19 protein-coding genes are annotated in these 19,239 nt (G+C 61.8%); 7 read left to right on the top strand and 12 right to left on the bottom strand.

What is annotated here, in order from left to right; all coding sequences use genetic code 11:
• Nucleotides 1–14: 14 nt before the first annotated feature.
• Nucleotides 15–1,409: a glutamyl-tRNA reductase gene (locus PAB09_RS01795; protein WP_271034394.1), complete on the bottom strand. Its 1,395-nt coding sequence runs from the start codon at nt 1,407–1,409 to the stop codon at nt 15–17.
• 410 nt (nt 1,410–1,819) lie between these two features.
• Complete coding sequence (locus PAB09_RS01790; protein WP_271034393.1) at nt 1,820–2,113, bottom strand: glutaredoxin family protein; 294 nt, start codon at nt 2,111–2,113, stop codon at nt 1,820–1,822.
• A gap of 404 nt (nt 2,114–2,517) precedes the next feature.
• Here PAB09_RS01790 and PAB09_RS01785 point away from each other — a divergent pair, with 404 nt between their 5' ends.
• Nucleotides 2,518–3,561, top strand: coding sequence for an HAD-IB family hydrolase (locus tag PAB09_RS01785; RefSeq protein WP_271034392.1), 1,044 nt, complete (start codon nt 2,518–2,520; stop codon nt 3,559–3,561).
• Between the two features lie 144 nt (nt 3,562–3,705).
• On the opposite strand, the gene PAB09_RS01780 is transcribed toward PAB09_RS01785, so the two are convergent.
• The 5 genes from PAB09_RS01780 to PAB09_RS01760 all read right to left on the bottom strand — a co-directional run bounded on the left by PAB09_RS01780 (nt 3,706) and on the right by PAB09_RS01760 (nt 7,947).
• Complete coding sequence (locus PAB09_RS01780; RefSeq protein WP_003402602.1) at nt 3,706–3,807, bottom strand: 30S ribosomal protein bS22; 102 nt, start codon at nt 3,805–3,807, stop codon at nt 3,706–3,708.
• Between the two features lie 316 nt (nt 3,808–4,123).
• Nucleotides 4,124–4,315: a helix-turn-helix domain-containing protein gene (locus tag PAB09_RS01775; RefSeq protein ID WP_271034391.1), complete on the bottom strand. Its 192-nt coding sequence runs from the start codon at nt 4,313–4,315 to the stop codon at nt 4,124–4,126.
• Nucleotides 4,316–4,789: 474 nt separating this feature from the next.
• The gene (gene proC, locus PAB09_RS01770; RefSeq protein WP_271034390.1) at nt 4,790–5,596 is read right to left on the bottom strand and encodes a pyrroline-5-carboxylate reductase; all 807 of its coding nucleotides are present in this window, start codon (nt 5,594–5,596) and stop codon (nt 4,790–4,792) included.
• 124 nt (nt 5,597–5,720) lie between these two features.
• Nucleotides 5,721–6,980: a hypothetical protein gene (locus tag PAB09_RS01765; protein ID WP_271034389.1), complete on the bottom strand. Its 1,260-nt coding sequence runs from the start codon at nt 6,978–6,980 to the stop codon at nt 5,721–5,723.
• A 1-nt stretch (nt 6,981) separates the two neighbouring features.
• Complete coding sequence (locus PAB09_RS01760; RefSeq protein WP_271034388.1) at nt 6,982–7,947, bottom strand: Ppx/GppA phosphatase family protein; 966 nt, start codon at nt 7,945–7,947, stop codon at nt 6,982–6,984.
• Nucleotides 7,948–7,978: 31 nt separating this feature from the next.
• Between PAB09_RS01760 and PAB09_RS01755 the strand changes: the two genes are divergently transcribed.
• Nucleotides 7,979–8,908 carry a hypothetical protein gene (locus PAB09_RS01755; protein WP_271034387.1) on the top strand — a complete coding sequence of 310 codons (930 nt, stop codon included), beginning with the start codon at nt 7,979–7,981 and terminating at the stop codon, nt 8,906–8,908.
• A 51-nt stretch (nt 8,909–8,959) separates the two neighbouring features.
• Here the strand turns inward: PAB09_RS01755 and PAB09_RS01750 are convergent, their stop codons facing one another.
• The 4 genes from PAB09_RS01750 to mshA all read right to left on the bottom strand — a co-directional run bounded on the left by PAB09_RS01750 (nt 8,960) and on the right by mshA (nt 13,014).
• Nucleotides 8,960–9,655, bottom strand: coding sequence for a response regulator transcription factor (locus PAB09_RS01750; RefSeq protein ID WP_271034386.1), 696 nt, complete (start codon nt 9,653–9,655; stop codon nt 8,960–8,962).
• Nucleotides 9,652–10,890, bottom strand: a complete 1,239-nt coding sequence (locus PAB09_RS01745; RefSeq protein WP_271034385.1) for a sensor histidine kinase — start codon at nt 10,888–10,890, stop codon at nt 9,652–9,654. The genes PAB09_RS01750 and PAB09_RS01745 overlap by 4 nt, the downstream gene beginning before the upstream one ends.
• Nucleotides 10,891–10,910: 20 nt before the next feature.
• On the bottom strand, nt 10,911–11,657 hold the full coding sequence (locus tag PAB09_RS01740) for a phosphoglyceromutase (protein ID WP_271034384.1): 747 nt from the start codon (nt 11,655–11,657) through the stop codon (nt 10,911–10,913).
• A 115-nt stretch (nt 11,658–11,772) separates the two neighbouring features.
• Complete coding sequence (gene mshA, locus PAB09_RS01735) at nt 11,773–13,014, bottom strand: D-inositol-3-phosphate glycosyltransferase (RefSeq protein WP_271034383.1); 1,242 nt, start codon at nt 13,012–13,014, stop codon at nt 11,773–11,775.
• A gap of 196 nt (nt 13,015–13,210) precedes the next feature.
• On the opposite strand from mshA, the gene PAB09_RS01730 reads away from it, so the two are divergent.
• A complete protein-coding gene (locus PAB09_RS01730) occupies nt 13,211–14,917 on the top strand; it encodes a long-chain-fatty-acid--CoA ligase (RefSeq protein ID WP_271034382.1) in 1,707 nt (568 codons plus the stop codon).
• A gap of 153 nt (nt 14,918–15,070) precedes the next feature.
• Nucleotides 15,071–15,976 (top strand): aldo/keto reductase, encoded by a 906-nt coding sequence (locus PAB09_RS01725; protein WP_271034381.1) that lies wholly within the window; start codon nt 15,071–15,073, stop codon nt 15,974–15,976.
• Here the strand turns inward: PAB09_RS01725 and PAB09_RS01720 are convergent.
• Nucleotides 15,973–17,061, bottom strand: a complete 1,089-nt coding sequence (locus tag PAB09_RS01720; RefSeq protein ID WP_442873686.1) for a UDP-N-acetylmuramate dehydrogenase — start codon at nt 17,059–17,061, stop codon at nt 15,973–15,975. The genes PAB09_RS01725 and PAB09_RS01720 overlap by 4 nt on opposite strands.
• Before the next feature lie 24 nt (nt 17,062–17,085).
• Here PAB09_RS01720 and PAB09_RS01715 point away from each other — a divergent pair, with 24 nt between their 5' ends.
• The 3 genes from PAB09_RS01715 to PAB09_RS01705 are packed head-to-tail and all read left to right on the top strand — an operon-like array spanning nt 17,086 to nt 19,197.
• Nucleotides 17,086–17,589 carry a DUF2505 domain-containing protein gene (locus tag PAB09_RS01715; RefSeq protein WP_271034380.1) on the top strand — a complete coding sequence of 168 codons (504 nt, stop codon included), beginning with the start codon at nt 17,086–17,088 and terminating at the stop codon, nt 17,587–17,589.
• A gap of 2 nt (nt 17,590–17,591) precedes the next feature.
• On the top strand, nt 17,592–18,416 hold the full coding sequence (locus tag PAB09_RS01710; RefSeq protein WP_271034379.1) for a class I SAM-dependent methyltransferase: 825 nt from the start codon (nt 17,592–17,594) through the stop codon (nt 18,414–18,416).
• A 10-nt stretch (nt 18,417–18,426) separates the two neighbouring features.
• Entirely contained in the window at nt 18,427–19,197 is a 771-nt protein-coding gene (locus PAB09_RS01705; RefSeq protein WP_271034378.1) for an LmeA family phospholipid-binding protein, read from the top strand.
• Nucleotides 19,198–19,239 lie beyond the last annotated feature (42 nt).

The following is a 19,239-nucleotide window of genomic DNA, read 5'->3' as shown; positions in this document are numbered from 1 at the left end:
AAAAATTGTGGTTCTTAGTGCTTGCGCAGGGCCGCGGTCGCACGCTCAACATCGGTGACCCCCAAGGCGACGATTTCAGCATCGGGAAGCTCGTCGACGTCGACCTTGACGGAACGCTCCGGCAGGGCCTCGCTAAGGCCGAACAACTCCTGCAGGGCCGAATCATAGGAAACGGTCCCCGAGTTGGCGGCCAGCTCCTTCACGCGCACCGTCGGCTGGTGCAACAGCTTGTCCACCACTCGGCGTACAGTGCGCTGGACCTCCCCGAAATCCTCTTCGCTGATGCCGGGCACCTTGGATTTCAAGCGGTCCAGCTCCGACTCGACGAGTTCGGCAGCGTGGCGTCGTAAAGCAGACACCGCCGGGGCAACATCTTTCACGCGCTGGGCGGAGCTATATGCGGCGAGCTCCTCGTTGACGATGCGCTGGGCGGCGCCATCGGAGCCGGAATCCTCGCGCGAAATCGCGTGCAGTTTCTCGATGTTGACCAAACTAACCTCCTGGCGCATCGCGGCCGCGTCGTCGATATCGCGTGGCATGGACAAATCGATGAGCATCAACGCGTGCCCTGCCGGCACATCCGCAACATCCGCGCCTTCGATGGTAAAGGTGTTCGCGCCCGTTGCCGACACCGCAATATCGACCCGCGACAACGTCGCCACGCGCTCATCGAAGTCCACGACCTCGGCATCGACCCCGGCCTGGCGGGCGTGATCGGCCAAACGCTCGGCACGCTCGCGGGTGCGGTTGGCAATGATCAACGTGGAAACACCCAGTCTGCCCAGATGAGTGGCCGCCAACGAGGCCATCGCACCAGCGCCGAGAACCAAGGCAACCTTGCCCTTGAGGGGGGAAGACGCCATATCAGTAGGCAGCCCCATCTGAGTCAATGCCTCGTCTAGGGCAAAGGAAACCATCGAAGCGCCGGCGTCATCGATATTGGTCTCGGTATGCACGCGCTTGCCGGTGTGCAAGGAAGCCTGGACCAGCCCGTGCAGGGCCGGGCCCACGGTACCGATCTCGATCGCGTGCTGGTAGGCGGTGCGCACCTGCCCGATGATCTGCTGCTCGCCGACCACCATCGAATCCATACCGGAGACCACCACCATCATGTGCTCGGCGGCGGCGTCGGCATAACGGACATACAGGTAGCCGCGCAGGGTCTCCATGTCCACGCCCGAGATATCGTGCAATACCTCGACGACATCATTGACGCCGGAGTGGAAGCTGGAGGTCATCGCGTAGACCTCGAGGCGGTTACAGGTAGACACGATCATCGCTTCGGTGAGCGAGGGGCTGTCCACCAACTGCTGTGCGGTGGAATCGCGCACGGTGTCATCCATGCTTAGCTGCTCCAGAAGCGCCACCGGTGCCGAACGATGAGACATTCCAACAACCAGCACACTCACGACTTACACCACCGCTTTCAATCCATCACCAACCAAGCGCTTACTCGCCTGGTCGATGCCGGTCCATCCATCAACATCCACGTCGATTCAACGCATAAAGGTCCTCGTGGCTTCCACCACGCCTGCATGAAACTCACGAATAAAATACCTTGACTCTCGTTGGCCGACGTCGCCGAAGTCCTCGTTCCACCCTATCCACCCAGCGGGGGTAGGGAGAAACTGCCAGGGGTTTAACCCCGTAGAATCCCGGGGACTGCCGCGATGCGGGTACCCCCGCACACCCGGCCACCTCGGAGTAGACCTCGGCTGTGAACACCCCCCGGGCTGCAGTAATAGTGCATAACCCGGGATTTATGTCCATCAACCATAAGGTTGATTATGATACCGCCGGGCGTATCTCCGGTCACCTCTTAGGGGGTAGTTACCGGCAGTGCCAGCTCCGCGGCCAATTCCTCATCGTCTACTTCCCAGCAGGCGAACTCCTCGCCATCGACCACGACAACGGGAACCCGGTCGCCGAATTCGGCCGCAAGCGCGGGAGTCTTGTCGACGTCGTGAAGCACAAGGCGCGCGCCTGCGGCCGCAACGATCGGTTCGATCTGGGCCGCAACCCGCTTGCAGGAACCACACGTCTTCCGCACCATCAACTCCACTAGGTGGCCCGCGGCGGTTGGCGCACCGGCACCGATGTGGTCATCCACCATGTCGCTCCTTTTCTCAAGTATGTGGGTAAATCCCTCATGACACACACGCCCGCGAAAGGGCGCGCGCGTGGATTCCTTAACCCTATAACCCCAAACACTCTTTTTTCTTTCCCATTCCGGTGTCATGCCAGTAGCGGGCGCATCCTTTTTTATCCGTGCTTGCAACCGTATGTGCATCCGCCTTACAGTGCGACCTTTTCTCCCCGATGTCGTCGTGTCAACGACAAACCGCGCTTTGATCGATCACAACAGCGGCAACCGCTGGGCGCTGCGCCAGGCCAATGGCGCACTACTTCGGACAAGGGAGGTTTTCAGGCACGATTCCCGGCGGCGCATTAACATAGGGAACGACCGTCCAAAGGCGAGTTATCCCACCACTAGCAGGCCGCAATAAGGAATCCACCGTGAGCGTCACGCAGCCCGACCCATACTGGCACCACACCCCGCAGGAGTTTTTAGCCAGTTGGTCGAGCACGCGCGGGAATCTGCGCCGATTCCTCGAGGAACTGGCCCTGCCGCCCATCGACGATGAGACCCAGCGCGAGGCGGGTGAGGCCGCCGCAGCAGCCGCCGTCGCCGAGCTTTTCGACCTCGAACTCTCCGACTACACGAAGGGACTCGATTCGGTCACCGGGTCCATCGAATCCGCCGGCGGACTCCATGTGACAACACCTGATCCCACCATTCCTCAGGATGAGGGCGTGGCCGCATTCTTTGACGTGGATAACACCCTCATCCAGGGCTCCTCCCTTATCGTGTTCGCCGTTGGGCTTGCTAAGAAGCGCTACTTCTCACTGTCGCAGATCCTCCCGGTGATCTGGAAGCAAATCAAGTTCCGCGTCACCGGCTCCGAGAACGCCAGCGATGTTGCCGAAGGCCGCCAGCAGGCCCTCGAGTTCATCAAGGGACGCAGCGTCGACGAGCTTATCGCCCTGTGTGAGGAGATCGTCGACAACAACATGAGCGAAAAGCTCTGGCCCGGCACCAAGCAATTGGCCGATACCCACATCGCCGCCGGCCACCAGGTATGGCTCGTCAGCGCTACCCCGGTCCAGCTGGCACAGATTTTGGCGCAACGGCTGGGATTCACCGGCGCGCTCGGTACCGTCGCCGAGGTCAAGGACGGCAAGTTCACCGGCCGCCTCGTCGGCGATATCCTGCACGGACCCGGAAAAAAGCACGCCGTCGCCGCACTGGCCACCATCGAGCGCCTCGACCTGTCCCGCTGCACCGCGTACTCAGATTCCATCAATGACGTGCCCATGCTGTCGATGGTGGGCAATGCCGTTGCCATCAACCCCGATGTCCCGCTGCGCAAGGAGGCCAAAGCCCGCGGCTGGGAGATCCGCGACTATCGATCCATCCGCAAGGCGGTGCGCACCTTCGGGCTTCCCGCATTGGCCACCGCCGCTTTTAGTTTCGGCGGCTGGAAGCTGTACAAGAAGTAGCCGTAGGGCTGAGGGCGAACGAGACCAAGGGTGCCTTGTTGCCCCTGTGGCTCGAAGGGTTCGCCAGCGCTGACATAAAGAAAACACCACCCCTGTGGACCAAAGAGCAATCCTTGATCTAAGAGGTGGTGCTGCCTGCCCGGCTTACTTGCCGAGCTTACGACGCTGCACGCGGGTGCGACGCAGAAGCTTGCGGTGCTTCTTCTTGGACATGCGCTTACGGCGCTTCTTGATGACAGAACCCATAACGGTTTCCCTCGCTTTATCAGTAGGTGTACGTACTTCCCTGTCAGCCGCCCAACGGTCAAAAGGTTGTATGACACAGCCGAAGTGCACATTCGCCCGCGTTCAACTCGACATGGAACACCCGCAAGGGATGAACCGCGCCGTTACGTTGGGCATGCTGCTGACACGAATGCTGAATATCTTACCTACTGAGGTGTGAGCAACCAAAAATGCCCCCTTGGTTAAGACAAAAGAAAACGGCAATATCTCCTCCTTCCCATCAAGGAAAGAAGGGGATATTGCCGCCTTGTAAAAACAAAAGGAGCGCCAACGAACTTTAGCCAACCTCGTAATAAGAGGAGTCCAAGTAATCGTTGACTGCCTTCTCGTGAACGCGGAAACTGCGCCCAACGCGAACCGCCGGAAGCTCACCGGAGTGGACCAAGCGGTAAACGGTCATCTTGGAGACCCGCATGATCTCTGCGACCTCGGCGACCGTCAAGAAGGTTCCATTATCTTCTTTTGCCATATTCATCTAACCCTTCAGCCGTGGCGCGCTGCAGGCTTCCCCTCCCGCAGAACGAACACGCACGTGCTTGCTAAAGTCTAGCGTGAATCGTGTGACTGTTGCGACTTATGTGCGAGAAATTTGTTCCAGTGACCACCACCCGCACCACACACTTTTCTTATAGATACAGGTAAAGACAATTTTTTTCAGCGCTTCAACGACGCCCCACGGCTGAAAAACTACCCCATAAATCACAGAACTTTTCTTCAGTTTCGATCCAAAAACCTCACCGCGAATGACAAGGATGTCATTTGTCGAGGCTTCGCCGATGCCCCGCTGCCCTCGCCTACTGCGCCACCTCTTCCCATTGTGCCTACCACAATCGCACCCTAAGCCCCTACGCACTCCAAATCCGGAAGAGCCCCTTAAACGCAACAAGGGCCGCCCCTCATCACTGGAAGGGCGGCCCGGGCATGAGCGATGATCAGCCGCGCATTACTTGCCTAGTTCAGCCGAACGATCGGCACACGCCTTGGTCGCACGGTAAAACGCGCCGCGCAACCCCGACTCCTCAAGTTCACGGATGGCCGCGATCGTGGTCCCCGCGGGCGAGGACACATTGGCGCGCAGCTGCGAGGGCTCCTCGCCGGTTTCTTGCATCATCGCGCCGGCACCATAAATGGAGTTGATGGCGAGGTCTTTGGCCACATCGCGGGGAAGCCCAAGGTGAACACCCGCGTCGATCATGGTCTCGGCGATGAGGAAGATGTAGGCCGGGGAGGAACCAGACAAAGCGGTGACAGCGTCCATATCCGACTCAGTAAGCACGCGGACGGCGCCGACGGCCTCCAGCAGCTCGACGACTTCCTTGAGCTGTTCTTCCCCCACGAAACGCCCAGGGGCGACAACGGACATGCCCTTGCCTACGAGCATCGGAGTGTTCGGCATAACCCGGACCACAGGTGCACCGGCGGTCAGCACCTCTTCGATGACGGCATTGGAAATACCGGCCGCCATAGAAACCACCGTGGTTGCGGTGTTGTTGTCAATCGCCTCGGCTATCTCCCCTACGACCTTGACTACGTCCTTGGGCTTGACGCAGACAAACACCACGCTGACTTCGTCGACAGCGGAGACGTTGTCAGTAAACGGGACAACACCGTAGGTCTCTTTAAGATAATGCCCGCGCTCGCTGTTGCGGTTGGTGACGTTGATGTCTTTGGGGTCGACCCCGTTGGCAATGAGGCCCGACACGAGGGCCTCGCCGATCTTGCCACCGCCGATGACTGCAATTGAACTCATGATTACACCTTGCCACGCATTGGCCGCGTTTTCGAACCGGAACCCTTGCCCATCACCAAACCCCAGCCCGTAGCGCGTGTACGCGCCAGCTGGGCTGGGGTTGGAAAGAATCGCCTGTTGCGGGCTAGACGGTCAGCAGCGGGCCGAAGGTAAGCACGATGGCAACCAGTGCGCTCAGCACGGTAAGCAGGCGGTCGTGGGCGGAATTTACCTTGTTGACGACGAAGATGATCAGCACAGCCACGATGGCGGCCAGGACGGCGACGATGCCGCGGCCGAGGTTGCCCCACAGGAATTGGAAACCGGCGAACACAACAACGCCGAGGGCCACTCCCACAAGCGCCTGCAGGATGATCGCGCCCACGGAAACCGGGACGTTGTCTTCGTCGCCATCAGCGTCCTCAATCTCCGCGACTTCCACCGAATCCGCGGTCGTTGGCACGGCGTCCGCGTCGGCAGGCACCGCGTTGAAGGTGGTGGTCTCCCCCGCCGACGCCTCGTCCACAGCAGGGGTCAAAGCCGCGGCGACCTCGGGAGATAGCTCGGCGGGCTCTGCGAGCTCCGGGGTACGCGGTGCCGACTTCGGTGCCGCAACGCTCGGTGCCGGTTGCTCAGGTTGCGCTGGCTTTGCCACCTCGGCCGACGCTGCCAATTCGGAGACATTGACCTCGGTGGAGGACTTGCCGCCCTTGACCGCCGGGAACGTGCCGGTGGTCAGGCGAACCGGATCATTTTCGTCGACGACAGACAAGATCACGGTCTCGTCATTGGCGACAGAAGGCTGGCCGAGCTGTGACTGAGGCTGAGCTGGCTTCTGTGCCGGCTTGGACGCCTGGGCTGTTGGTGCTTGCTGGGCTGGCGCATTCTTGTCGGCAGCAGCCTTTCCCGGCGTTGCTTGCGCCACCGGCTTGGCTGGCGCCGGGACGGCCTCCAGCTTTGCGGTCTTGGGCACCCCGAACTTCGGTCCCGCGTCGGTTGGGGCAGACTTCTCGGCTGCGGGCCTTGGAGCCTCAGGCTCGTCTGCAGCGGGTTTCTCTGCAGCAGGCGTCTTGTCGTCGGCGGCGGACTTTGCGGCCTCAGGCGTTTGTTCTTCTTGCTTGCCGACGGCCACAGCGTCCGCTGCGTGCGGCGTCTGCTCGCTTGTGCCGGCCTGCTTGTCACCAGCGGTTACAGTCACCGCTTGGTCGCGATCAACACCCTCAATGGACTCGGTGTTGTGCTTGCCGGCAACCGGTGTTGCCTCAACCTTGGGAATGTTTCCGGTCAGCTCAGCAATGGACACGCCGCCTTCCTCAAGGCTGCGGCGACGACGGCGACCCGAAGTCTTCTTGTCCTTGCCGGAGCGTGCCAGAAGTTCCGCAACGGTTAATTGCTGATCGCTCACTTTACTCACTCTCCTTCTCGCCGACAGCGCCGAGCGGATCGTCGACGCCCTGCTCAAGCCGACGCAAGATGACGCCCTCGCGCAGAGCCCATGGGCAAATCTGTAGTTGCTCAATACCAAGCGCACGCATCGAGGCCTCAGCAACGAGCGCACCGGCAACAATCTGGTGGGAACGGTTTTGAGACACGCCCTCCAACTCCGCACGGTCCGAGGCCGTCATGCGCGAAATGAACGCGATGAGCTGACGCAAACCCGGCGCGGTCAGGGTGCGGGTCACAAACGGCCCCTCCGAGCTTGGGGCGGCACCGGTAAGGCGCGCCAGCGACCTGAACGTCTTCGAGGTGCCCACCGCCAGGCGGGCTGGGCCGTGCGCGCGGATTCCGCGGGCAGGCTCCGCAAGCTCGGCGTCGATGTAGTCGCGCAGGAGGTTGATTTTCTTGCGCTCCGGGGGATCGGTATCGAACCAGTTATGGGTCAGGCGGCCAGCACCCAGGTCTAGGGAATAGGCCACATCTGGCTCCTCATCCATGCCGGTGGAAAGCTCCAGCGAGCCTCCGCCGATGTCCAAGTTGGTGATGCGCCCGGCCGACCAGCCGTACCAACGACGCACAGCGAGGAAGGTAAGACGTGCCTCGTCCACGCCGGAGAGGATCTCCAGCCGGACGCCGGTCTCCTTTTCCACGTGGTCGAGGACCTCGAGCCCGTTCGTTGCCGAACGCACGGCCGAGGTGGCAAAGGGCTTGAGCTCATCGCAGCCGAGCTGGGTGGCCAAATCACGGGCCTCAGCAACGGACTCGGTGAGCTTGGCAATGCCCTTATCCTCGATAGCGCCATCTCTATCGAGAAACTCAACCAACTTGAGGGTCGTCTTCCAGTCACTCATCGGGGTGGGGCGTCCGCCACGCTTGGCGTCCACCGCCACCAGATGGACCGTGTTACTTCCCACGTCTAATACACCTAATCGCACATATTTAGGTTAGACGGTAGCGTGTCCAAGTGTGAACTACGATTCAAAAAAACTCCCTCACTCACCCATTAACTTAGGGTTTCCGCAATCGTCACCAGCAGCGGCTTCGATCCGCAACGGGAAGGAATTACCCCCGGATTTCCCGAGGCAGTGGCTAGAATTTACCGACCCTGAGGATGAGTTACATCAGTTCACCATTGACTTAACGTGGCTTGAGTCTCATTATTCCTGCGCTTTTGGTACGCCTCATTGTTTGGGCATAGATTCCGCCAATCCGGCCGTCGGTTGCTGCACCCACGGCGCCTTTCTGAGCGACGAGACCGACCGCGACCAACTCTATGATGCCGTCGCCGAGATGCCCGCGAAGTATTGGCAACTACGCCCGGCGGGAACCGATGAGTACCTAGCTGCACAAGACCCCACCGAGCTAGAACCCTGGCTGGTCTGGGACGAATTAGATAACGATGATGGCGAGCCAGAGCCGGCATTAAAGACCGTCGTTGTCAATCAGGCCTGCATCTTTGCCAACCGCCCGGGTTGGCCTACCGGGGCAGGGTGCGCCATCCATCAGTGGGCGCTTGCAGAGGGCAAGGACCTCACCGTGGTCAAGCCCGAGGTCTGCTGGCAGCTGCCCCTGCGCAGGCTCGAGGCCTATGAGGATCGCGGCGACGGGGTGGAAATCCTGCGCACCACCATCACCGAATATCAGCGGCGCGGCTGGGGTGGCGGCGGGGAGGACTTCGATTGGTACTGCACCACCGCCCCCGGCTGCCACGCAGGCACCACGCCACTGTGGCAAAGCTGCGAGCACGAATTGCGCGCGCTGGTCGGCGACGCCGGCTATGCGATCATCGCCCAGCACTGCGAGTCACGCGCACGCGCCAGGCAGCTCGGTGTCGGCGATGACGTGCTGCTCACTCACCCCGCCACCATCGCCGCGCGACAAGAGAGCACTCACTAGTAACGCCGGTCCCATGCTGCCCGAGTAGGGCTTGTTTCATCGAGCCCTGTTCTAGGCCTCGAACTTGTAGCCCAGGCCGCGGACGGTAACCAGGTTCTTCGGGCTGGATGGCTCCAGCTCGATCTTGGAGCGCAGGCGCTTGACATGCACGTCGAGGGTCTTGGTATCTCCTACATAGTCCGCACCCCAGATGCGGTCGATGAGCTGGCCGCGGGTAAGCACACGGCCGGTGTTGCGCATGAGATATTCGAGCAGGTCGAATTCCTTGAGCGGCATTTGCACCTCCTTACCGTCGACGGTGACGGTATGGCGTTCCACGTCCATGCGCACCCGCCCGCCGACGAGAACCAGCTCATCCTCGGGCTCGTCAAGGTTGTTGGCCTGCTCGCCACCGCGGCGCAGCACCGCGCGCACGCGGGCGATGAGTTCGCGGGAGGAGTAGGGCTTGGTCACGTAATCGTCCGCGCCCAGCTCAAGGCCTACCACCTTGTCGATCTCTGAGTCGCGGGCGGTGACCATGATGACGGGGACCGAGCTTACCGCGCGCAGGCGCTTGCACACGTCCGTTCCGGACATGCCGGGCAGCATGAGGTCAAGCAAGACGATGTCGATGTTGTTCTTGTCGAACTCCACCAATGCACTGGGACCATCGGCGGCGTGAATGACGTCGAAACCCTCCTTACGCAGGAGGAACATCAATGGATCCGCCAAGCTCTCCTCGTCCTCAACGAGCAGGATGGTCGTCATAGTTGCTTATCCTTTCTGCGTGACCCCACGCGCAGCGTTTGGGGTCGAAGTGAAATATCCGGTTCGATGTCCGCCACCGGGATCTGCCCTTCGGGCTCACCGTGGTGGATGGGTAGTTCAAGGGTAAAGGTGGAGCCGGTGCCGGGCCGCGACCACAGCTTGATGGTGCCGCCGTGGTTGGCTACCACGTGCTTAACAATAGCCAGCCCCAGACCCGTTCCGCCGGTCGATCGCGAACGGGCTTTGTCCACGCGGAAGAATCGCTCGAAGACACGCTTTTGATCCTCCGGCGCGATGCCGATACCGCGGTCGGTCACGCGAATCAGGACTGTTTCCCCGTCCGACTGCTTCGTGGACACGGTCACTGGCTGCGCCGAGGGCGAGTAGTTGATCGCATTCGAAATCAGGTTGGACACCGCGGTGACCAGGAGGTTCTTATCCCCCATGACGGCAACGCCCGCGCGAGCACCGCGCATGAGCTCGATGTCGGCGTTTTCAGCGGCGATCTTATTGCGTTTGATGGCCTCGTCGATGATGTCGTCGACGGCGACCAGCTCCATGTCGGGTAGGGCCTCAGCGCCCTGCAGCTTGGACAGGGAGATGAGTTCGTTGATCATGTCCGCAAGCCGGTGCGCCTCGCGCTGAAGCTTCTCGCCGAAATAGATGACCTGATCGGGGTCATCGGCGCCCTCCATGAGGGCCTCCGCCAAAAGTGCCATGCCGCCGACGGGGGTTTTCAACTCATGGGAGACGTTGGCCACGAAGTCACGACGGGCGGACTCCATGCGAACGTTTTCCGATTCGTCCGTGGAGTAAATGATGACGAAGCGGTCATCCACGAGCGTGAGTGGTTTGATGACGGCCCGCACCGAGGTAATTCGGGAGCCGTGGCGGCGTTTGCTGGCCGCAAAATCGAGCGTGTGGGTTTCCTTATCCTCAAAAGCCTGCGCGACGATGGGCACAATTTCCTCTGCGAGAGCCCGTTCGTGGACGATTCCCATGTCGTGCGCGCGGCCATTGGTGAGGATGACTGAGCCGGAGCGGTCCACCACTGCTACCCCCGTGGGGGAGCCTTGGACCGTCAAGTGCAGGACTTGGCTGACGGTGGTGACTTGATTTTCAGTCAGCGTTGCCGCGGAACGGTACCGGCGCAGGCGGGTACGAAGCCACTGAAACGCAGGTAGGGCGAGGCCCATGAGGACCACGCCCAACAAGAACGCTGCGAAAATCTCCACCAGCTACATACTGTAGTGGGTTACTTCGCTCCCTGCGCGGCAACTGCGGCAGCGCCGGCAGCGGCAGCTTCCGGATCCAGGTAGGTGCCACCTGGGTTGAGGACCTTGCCGTTTTCATCCAGCTCGTAGACCAGCGGGATGCCGGTAGGGATGTTGAGCTCGGCGATGTCATCGTCGGAGATGTTGTCGAGGTGCTTGACCAGCGCGCGCAGCGAGTTGCCGTGGGCGGCGATCAGGACGGTCTCGCCACGCTTGGCGCGCGGGAGAATCTCGGCCTCGAAGTAAGGCACGAAGCGCTCCACGACGTCCTTCAGGCACTCGGTGCGCGGAACACGCTCGAGATTTGCGTAGCGCACATCGTTGACCTGGGAGTACTCGGAGGAGTCATCGAGCTCTGGTGGCGGGGTGCCGTAGGAGCGACGCCATGCCATGAACTGCTCGTCGCCGTACTTCTCCTTGGTCTCGGCCTTGTTCAGGCCCTGCAGCGCGCCGTAGTGGCGCTCGTTGAGGCGCCAGTCGCGCACGACTGGGATCCAGTGGCGATCGGCAGCGTTAAGGGCGATGTTGGCGGTGCGGATGGCGCGACGCAGCAAGGAGGTGTAAACAACCTCTGGCAGGTTGCCGGTCTCCTTGAGCAGCTCGCCGCCGCGCTTGGCCTCGGCCTCGCCCTTGGCGGTCAGGTTCACGTCCACCCAGCCGGTGAACTGGTTTGATTCATTCCATTCGCTCTGTCCGTGGCGGAGCAGAATCAGCTTTCCAGTAGTCATGCATTCAAGTCTGCCATGAGTTGGCCAAGCTTTCATCGGTTACCGGGCTTCAAACGAAAAATGTGGGATTGTTTACACTCATGCCCGTACGTTTCCGCTTTTTGCTTTCCGACGTTTAACGCTCTTCCGCTTGGGCAGTCAGCGCATCCGAATAGATCTCCGCGAGTTTCGCCGCCGTGGCTTCCCAACTGAAGTTGGATGCATGTGCCACGGCATCCTGACCCATCCGGATGCGCGAGTCATCGTCGTCCAGCAACTGCGCGAGAGCGTCGGCCCAGTCGTTAGGGTCGTGCCCGTCGACGAGCAACCCGGTCTCCCCTTCGGCGATAGCCACGGGAAGACCACCTACGCGGGCGGCGATAACCGGGGTCCCCGAGGCCTGCGCCTCAATGGCGACAAGCCCGAAGGACTCGTTATACGAAGGCACCGCGACGATGTCGGCGGCTTGATAGATACTCACCAGCTCCTGCGGCGGACGCGGCTCAAGGAACCGTACCCGGTGCGAGATTCCCAGCTTGCGAGCCATGTCGTGGTACTGGTCCGTGGTGGCAGAAGAACCTGAGGCGCCGCCACAGAAGATCACCCGCAGGTTGCGCTCCGGGTCGCGAGCCAACAGCGCGGCCACTGCCTCCAAAAGCACCTGCGGCCCCTTGAATTGCTGGAGTCTGCCGACGAAGGCCACCACCTTCGCATGCAGCGGAATGCCGAGGCAGCGCCTGGACATCTCGGTATTACGGGCAGTGCCCGGGGTAAACAAGGTGGTGTCCGTACCGGGGGCCACCACCGCGATCTTGGAGGCATCGGCATCGTAGTGACGCACCAGATCGCGGGTCTCCTCCGCAGTGTTGACCACGAGCACGTTCGCATTGTCGACAAGTTGCTGCTCGCAGATGCGCCGGGCCTCAGACTCAGGAGTATCCGTCTCGGAGCGGTGGTGGTTTTTCACCGAGGCCAAGGTGTGCGCGGTATGAATGAGCGGGATTTCCCACAGCTCGGACAGCAGCCATCCCACCTGACCCGAGAGCCAATAGTGGCTGTGGATGATGTCGTACTCGCCATGTTCCTTCTTATTGAAGGCCACCATGCCGCGTGCAAAAGCCGCTAATTGGGTAGGCAGCTCCTCCTTGGACAAGCCATCGAAAGGGCCGGCTTCGATGTTGACCACGCGCAGATTCTTTTCCACCGCAACGACCTCTCCCTGGGAGGGGCGTGTCGCCCGGGTAAAAACGTCCACCTCAACCCCCTGACGCGCCAGGTGGCGCGCCGTGTTGAGAACATAGACGTTCATCCCCCCGGCATCGCCGAGGCCGGGCTGGGACAAGGGAGAGGTGTGCATCGAAATCATGGCAACGCGCATGGATCCAGCATAACCGGCATCACTTTCTCCCCTGCCACCCGCATAACCGGCACCACGTTTTCCCCCACCGCCCGCTAACGATTGCAGGCATAAGGGAAGTACGCATCTTCAAGGGCTGACCATCTTTTGGTGCTATGGTGGGTGGAAAAACCTACGAGGGCGTAAGGTACGCGCTCGACATGTGAAGGGAAGTTACGTGTCAGCTTTCGAAACAAAGGTCTGGCTTCAGCATTACGCCGAGTGGACGCCGCATACCTTGGATTACGGCACCACCACCTTGCTCGACATTTATGACAACACTTTGGCGCTGCACGCCAACGAGCATGCCACCTACTTCTTCGGCCGCCAGATGACCTACAGCGAGCTCGACAAGCAGGTCCGTTCGGCCGCCGCTGGTCTGCGCGCGCTGGGCGTGCGCCCCGGCGATCGCGTCGCCATCGTCTTGCCTAACTGCCCGCAACACGTCATCGCCTATTGGGCCGTCCTCAAGCTGGGTGCGATCGTGGTCGAGCACAACCCGCTGTATACCGCGGCCGAGCTCGAGCATCCTTTTAAAGATCACGCGGCGCGCGTTGCCATCGTATGGGACAAGGCCTGCTCCACTCTGGAGAAGTTGCGCCGCACCACCCCGCTGGAGACCATCGTCAGCGTCAACATGATCTCCGCCATGCCGACCGTGCAGCGCCTGGCGCTGAGCCTTCCGCTGCCGATGATCAAGAAGAAGCGCGAGCAGCTGTCGGAGTCCGCCCCGAACACCATCCCGTGGGACGTGCTGGTAGGTTCCGCCCTCGGCGGCATCGGCGATGACGTAGTCTCTGAGCCCACCGTCAACAAGGAAACCGTGGCGGTTATCCTGTATACCTCTGGCACCACCGGCACCCCGAAGGGAGCCCAGCTTACCCACGGCGGCCTGGTGGCCAACCTCCTCCAGGGCAAGGCGTGGGTGCCAGGCCTCGGCGATCAGCCCGAGCGCCTGTTGGGCGCGCTGCCGTTCTTCCACGCATACGGCCTGACCATCGTCATGAATCTCTCCTTCTACGTCGGCGGTGAGATCATGCTGTTGCCAGCACCACAGATCCCGCTGATCATGCAGATCATGAAGAAGAACACCCCCACCTGGGTTCCCGGCGTCCCCACCCTTTACCAGCGCATTGTCGAGTCGGCCAAGGAGAAGGGCATTTCAATCTCGGGCATCCGCAACTCCTTCTCGGGTGCCTCTACCCTGCCGGTTTCCACGGTCGAGGATTGGGAAAAGCTCACCGGTGGCCTCTTGGTGGAAGGCTACGGGCTCACGGAGTGCTCGCCGATCATCGTGGGCAACCCCATGACCACCAGCCGCCGCCCAGGCTACGTGGGTATCCCTTTCCCCGACACCGAGGTGCGTATTGCCAATCCGGACAACCTCGACGAGACCCAGCCCGACGGCGTCGAGGGCGAGGTCTTGGTGCGTGGCCCGCAGATCTTCAAGGGCTACCTCAACCAGCCCGAGGCCACCGAGGCCAGCTTCCACAACGGCTGGTACCGCACTGGCGACGTCGGCATCATGGAAGAAGACGGCTTTCTGCGCCTGGTCGCCCGCATCAAGGAGGTCATCATCACCGGTGGCTTCAACGTCTACCCCGCCGAGGTCGAGGAGGCGCTGCACTCCCACCCAGACATCGTGGACTGCGCCGTGGTGGGCATCCCGCGTGCCGACGGATCCGAGTCGGTGGTCGCCGCCATCACGATGAGCGAGGGAGCCGCGCTCGACCCCGAGGGCCTGAAGAACTTCTGCCGCGAGCGGCTGACCCGTTACAAGGTGCCGCGCACCTTCTACCACTTCGAGGAGCTACCGCGCGACCAGATGGGCAAGATCCGTCGCCGCGACGTTCAGGCGGAGCTTTTGGAGAAGCTGGGCAAGTAACCCCCACGTCTGCTGCGTCTTCTGGACCGTCTTCTGCAGTGACTGCGCGTGGCTGGAATATCTTATGAGTCCTCGCAGTCTGCCTACTGACGTCTTTCTTGTTGTTCTTTCTACCCACGGACATTTGCGCCGAAGGCTCCTAGACTTGGGGTCATGAAGCCAACATCGAAGCATCTCGTTTTGGGAACAATGGGGCTGGGCGGATCGTGGGATACGCCCTCCTATGTCAAGGACGATATTGACACCGCCCACGTCGCGCTCGCACATGCCCAGTCCCTAGGGATAGACCTCATCGATACCGCCGATATCTATCGGCGCGGGGCCTCCGAGGCCGTGATCGGTGAGGTCTTTTCGCGCGATGAGGACTTGGCGCAGCACTTCAAGGTGCAGACCAAGTGCTCCATCCTGCTTCCCGACGAGCAGCACGCGCACACCCGCTACAACTCCTCCGGCGATTATGTCCGCGAGGCCATTGAGAAAAGCGCTGACAAGCTTGGCCGCGCGCCGGAGATCATGCTCCTGCACCGCGCGGATCCGCTCATGGATGTCCGCGATACCGGCTTTGCCATCAAAGCCGCCCTCGACGCCGGAACCATCGGCGATTGGGGTGTGTCCAACTTCTCCGCCTGGCAGATTGAGCGGCTTGCCGACCACGTCGGCTCCTACCCCGTGGTCAACCAGCTCGAGCTGAGCCTGCGCGCCCGCGGTTTCGTCGAGGCCGCCATGAACGTGGCCTTCGAATCCCGCCCGGGCTCCCACTACACACCGGGCACCGTGGAATACTGCCATGACCACGGCATTCAGGTCCAGGCCTGGTCGCCTTTGGCGGGAGGGGCGCTCGCGGATTCCCGCAAGCTAAGCGACATCGCCGCCATCCACGGCACCACCCCGGCTGTCATCGCCCTGTGGTGGCTGACCTGCCAAGGCATCGTGCCCGTGGTCGGTACCACCAACCCTGCCCACATCGACGCGCTCGCCCAGGCGATGCAGGCGCCACGGCTGAGCCGCGAGCAGTGGTACGAGCTGCTCAGCGAGTCCCGCGGCATGGACTGCCCCTAGAACACCCAGACCGGCTCCGGCTCAAGGTGGACGCCGAAGGCCTGCTCCACCCCGCGCTGAATATCCTCGGCCAAGGCCTTGATGTCTGCCGCGGTCGCCGCACCGCGGTTGGTCAATGCCAGGGTGTGCTTCGTCGACAACATCGCAGCGCCGTGGCCTGGGTAGCCCTTCTTGAATCCGGCGTGGTCAATGAGCCAGGCCGCAGACAGCTTGACCGTGCCGTCCCCGAGCTCGAAGTACGGCATGGTCTCGTCGAACTGCCGCACCTTTTCAGCCTGCGCCTGCTCCAGAATGGGGTTGGTAAAGAAAGAACCGGCAGACCATGTATCGTGGTCGGCCTCGTCGTAGACCATGCCCTTGCCGCGGCGCAGCCCCACAACGGCCTCGCGCACCGTCGCCACGGGCATGCGTTGACCACCCTCCGCGCCGAGCACGCGGGCGAGCTCCCCGAAGCGCAGCGGGGCGCTCAGCCCCGAGGTCTCCAGCTGAAGTTCGACGGCTAGAACCACAGCGCGCCCGGTGAACTTGAGGTTGGAATAGCGATACGCCATCTCCAGTGAGGAAGCGTCCACCCACTCGCGCTTTTTCGTTCTGCGGTCGAAAAGCTCCACGCGGGTGAGCACGTCTGCGATCTCTGCCCCGTAGGCGCCCACGTTTTGCACGGGGGTCGCCCCGGCGGAACCGGGGATACCGGACAGGCACTCGATCCCGCCGAGTCCGGCCTGCACCGAGATCTCTACCACCTCGTCCCACACCGCGCCGGCTTCTGCTACCACCGTCGCCTGCGTGCCATTGGTGAGGAACCGAATGTCTACCTCGTCGAAGTCCAGAACCACGGCCACCAGCGGCAACGATCCGTCGGCCACGAGCAGGTTGGATCCGCCACCGACGATGAGCAGCGGCACCTTGGCGTCGTCAAGCAAGGAAACAACCTCACACACGGACTGCCGCGAGGTGCAAAAAACGGTGGCCAACGGGGTGCCTCCGACGTGCAGGGTGGTCAATTCCTTAAACGGCACCTGCGCGATGCGCACACCGTCGATCGCCTCGAGCTGGGCAAAGGGGACATTAGATTTTTCAGACACCCTTTTAAAGGTAGTCTGTTACACATGACTTCACGTAGCGAGAACACCGTCGTTATCAACCAGCCTGTGGACAAGGTTCACGCGGCGCTGACCAACGCGGGTTACTGGGCGCACATCGCCGAAAACCTAAGCCCCGAGCCGGGCTCCCTCAACGAGTTCACCGAGGCCGACGGCGGCGCCGTGGCCACCCTCTTTGAAGTGCTTCCGCTCGAGATCCTCCCCGAGGCCGTGCGCGCCATGATCTCCCAGGCACTGAAGGTCAAGCGCGTCTATACCGTCGGCGCCTTGGCCGCTAACACCTTCTCCGGCAACTACACCGCCGACGTCAAGGGCACCCCCGTGGACTTCAAGGGCACCGTGGTGTTCACCGGCGAAGGCGAGACCACCACCGTTTCCTACTCCAACGAGATCTCCGTGAACATCCCGTTCATGGGCCCGGCCATCGAGCCGAAGGTCGGCGAGGCCCTCGGCGAGCTGTTTACCAACGAGGGCCACCTGACTGCCGCTTGGATTTCTGACAACCTTTAAAAATGGCCGATCACGCCCACAACCTGCGCGCTAGTTTCAGGAAGGGCTCGGGCCGGAAGCCGGTTGGTGTCATTACCCGTGGCACCACCGGCTTTAATCGTCTGCGCCGCGCCGACCGCTGGATGCGCTATCATCCCGAGATCACACGCGCGCTTTGGCAAGCCGACACCCCGCTTGCGCTCGATGTTGGCTACGGTGCCAGCTTTACCACCACCGTCGAATGGGCGCGCTGGCTGCGCCAGATCCGCCCCGACATCGCCGTCACCGGCCTCGAGATCGACCCGGAGCGCGTCCTACCGCCTCGCGACGGCGTCACCTTCGCACTCGGCGGCTTCGAGCTGGCAGGCTATCGGCCTACCCTCGTGCGCGCCTTCAATGTGCTGCGCCAATACGACGTCGACCAGGTAGACGATGCCTGGGCGATGGTGCGCGAGCGGCTCGCCCCCGGTGGTTTCTTCGTGGAGGGCACCTGCGATGAGCTCGGCCGCCGCAGTTCGTGGTTGCTTATCGACGCCCGCGGCCCCCAGACCCTTACCCTTGCCTGGGACCCCTTCGATGTGGAGCGCCCTAGCGACATCGCCGAACGACTGCCGAAGATCCTCATCCACCGCAACGTCCCCGGCGAGCCCATCTACGACGTGTTGCGCCTCTTGGACGATGCCTGGCTGCGCGCCGCCCCTTTTGCCACCTACGGCCCACGCGTGCGCTGGCGCGAGGCGCGCGCCTTGCTTGCCAACGAAGGGCTGCCCTTTACCCCGATCCGACGCCCGGTGCGCGACAATCAGATCACCCTCCCCTGGGGTGTCGTCGGCCCGGATTGTGCCTAGTATGGAGGGGATGCGAAATTCAAAAGTCTCGAAAATACTGCTTAGTATCGTCGCGGTCATCCTCGTCTTAGGCCTGATCGCCGAGTTCGGCCTGCGCTGGTTCATCGGCAACCAGATCGCCGAGGATCTTTCCTCCTCCACCACTGGGGAAAAGGCAAAGGTCTCCTTCGGCGCCTCGCCGCTGATCTTTAGCCTCCCGCAGCAAAGAATCCCGAACCTGACAGTGGATTCGCCCTCCACGGTAACAATCACCAGCAACGGCTCCGGCCAGCCGCCGACCATCGACGGCCAACCCGAGCTGCACCTGGTGCTCAAGGACTTCGCCCTTACCGAGACGAACCCCACGGCAGGTTCCCTCGAGATGACGACCCTGCTTTCCGACGAATACCTGCTGGCGTCCATCCAGTCCAACATGACGCCCCAGCAGGCAACCGGCGATAGCATCGAGGAGCTGGCCAGCCAGTTCCTCACCCAACTGATTACGGTTACGGCGATTAAGTCCAACCCTAGCGACGGCACCATGGACGTGGAGCTGACCCAGGGCGCGATGAGCCTCAAGCTACGCCCCGAGGTCACCAACGGCGGGCTTGGTTTTACCGCCACGGAAGCTGCCGCGTTCGGGATGTCCCTGCCGGAGGAGATCGCAAACGCCATCACCGACGCCTTTTCCCAGAACGTGCAAAGCTTCGGCGATGGGCTCAGCCTTGAGTCCGTGGAGGTTGCCGACGGCGGCCTAAGGCTGCACATCACCGGCACCAACGTCCCCCTGAGCCAGCTCTAGGACGTCACCGGCACACACTAAAACCCACCCTGTGTTCGCTTC

The organism is Corynebacterium sp. SCR221107, assembly GCF_027886475.1.
In the GTDB taxonomy this organism is placed as follows: Bacteria; Actinomycetota; Actinomycetes; order Mycobacteriales; family Mycobacteriaceae; genus Corynebacterium.
This window is presented reverse-complemented; position numbering and strand designations above follow the sequence as displayed.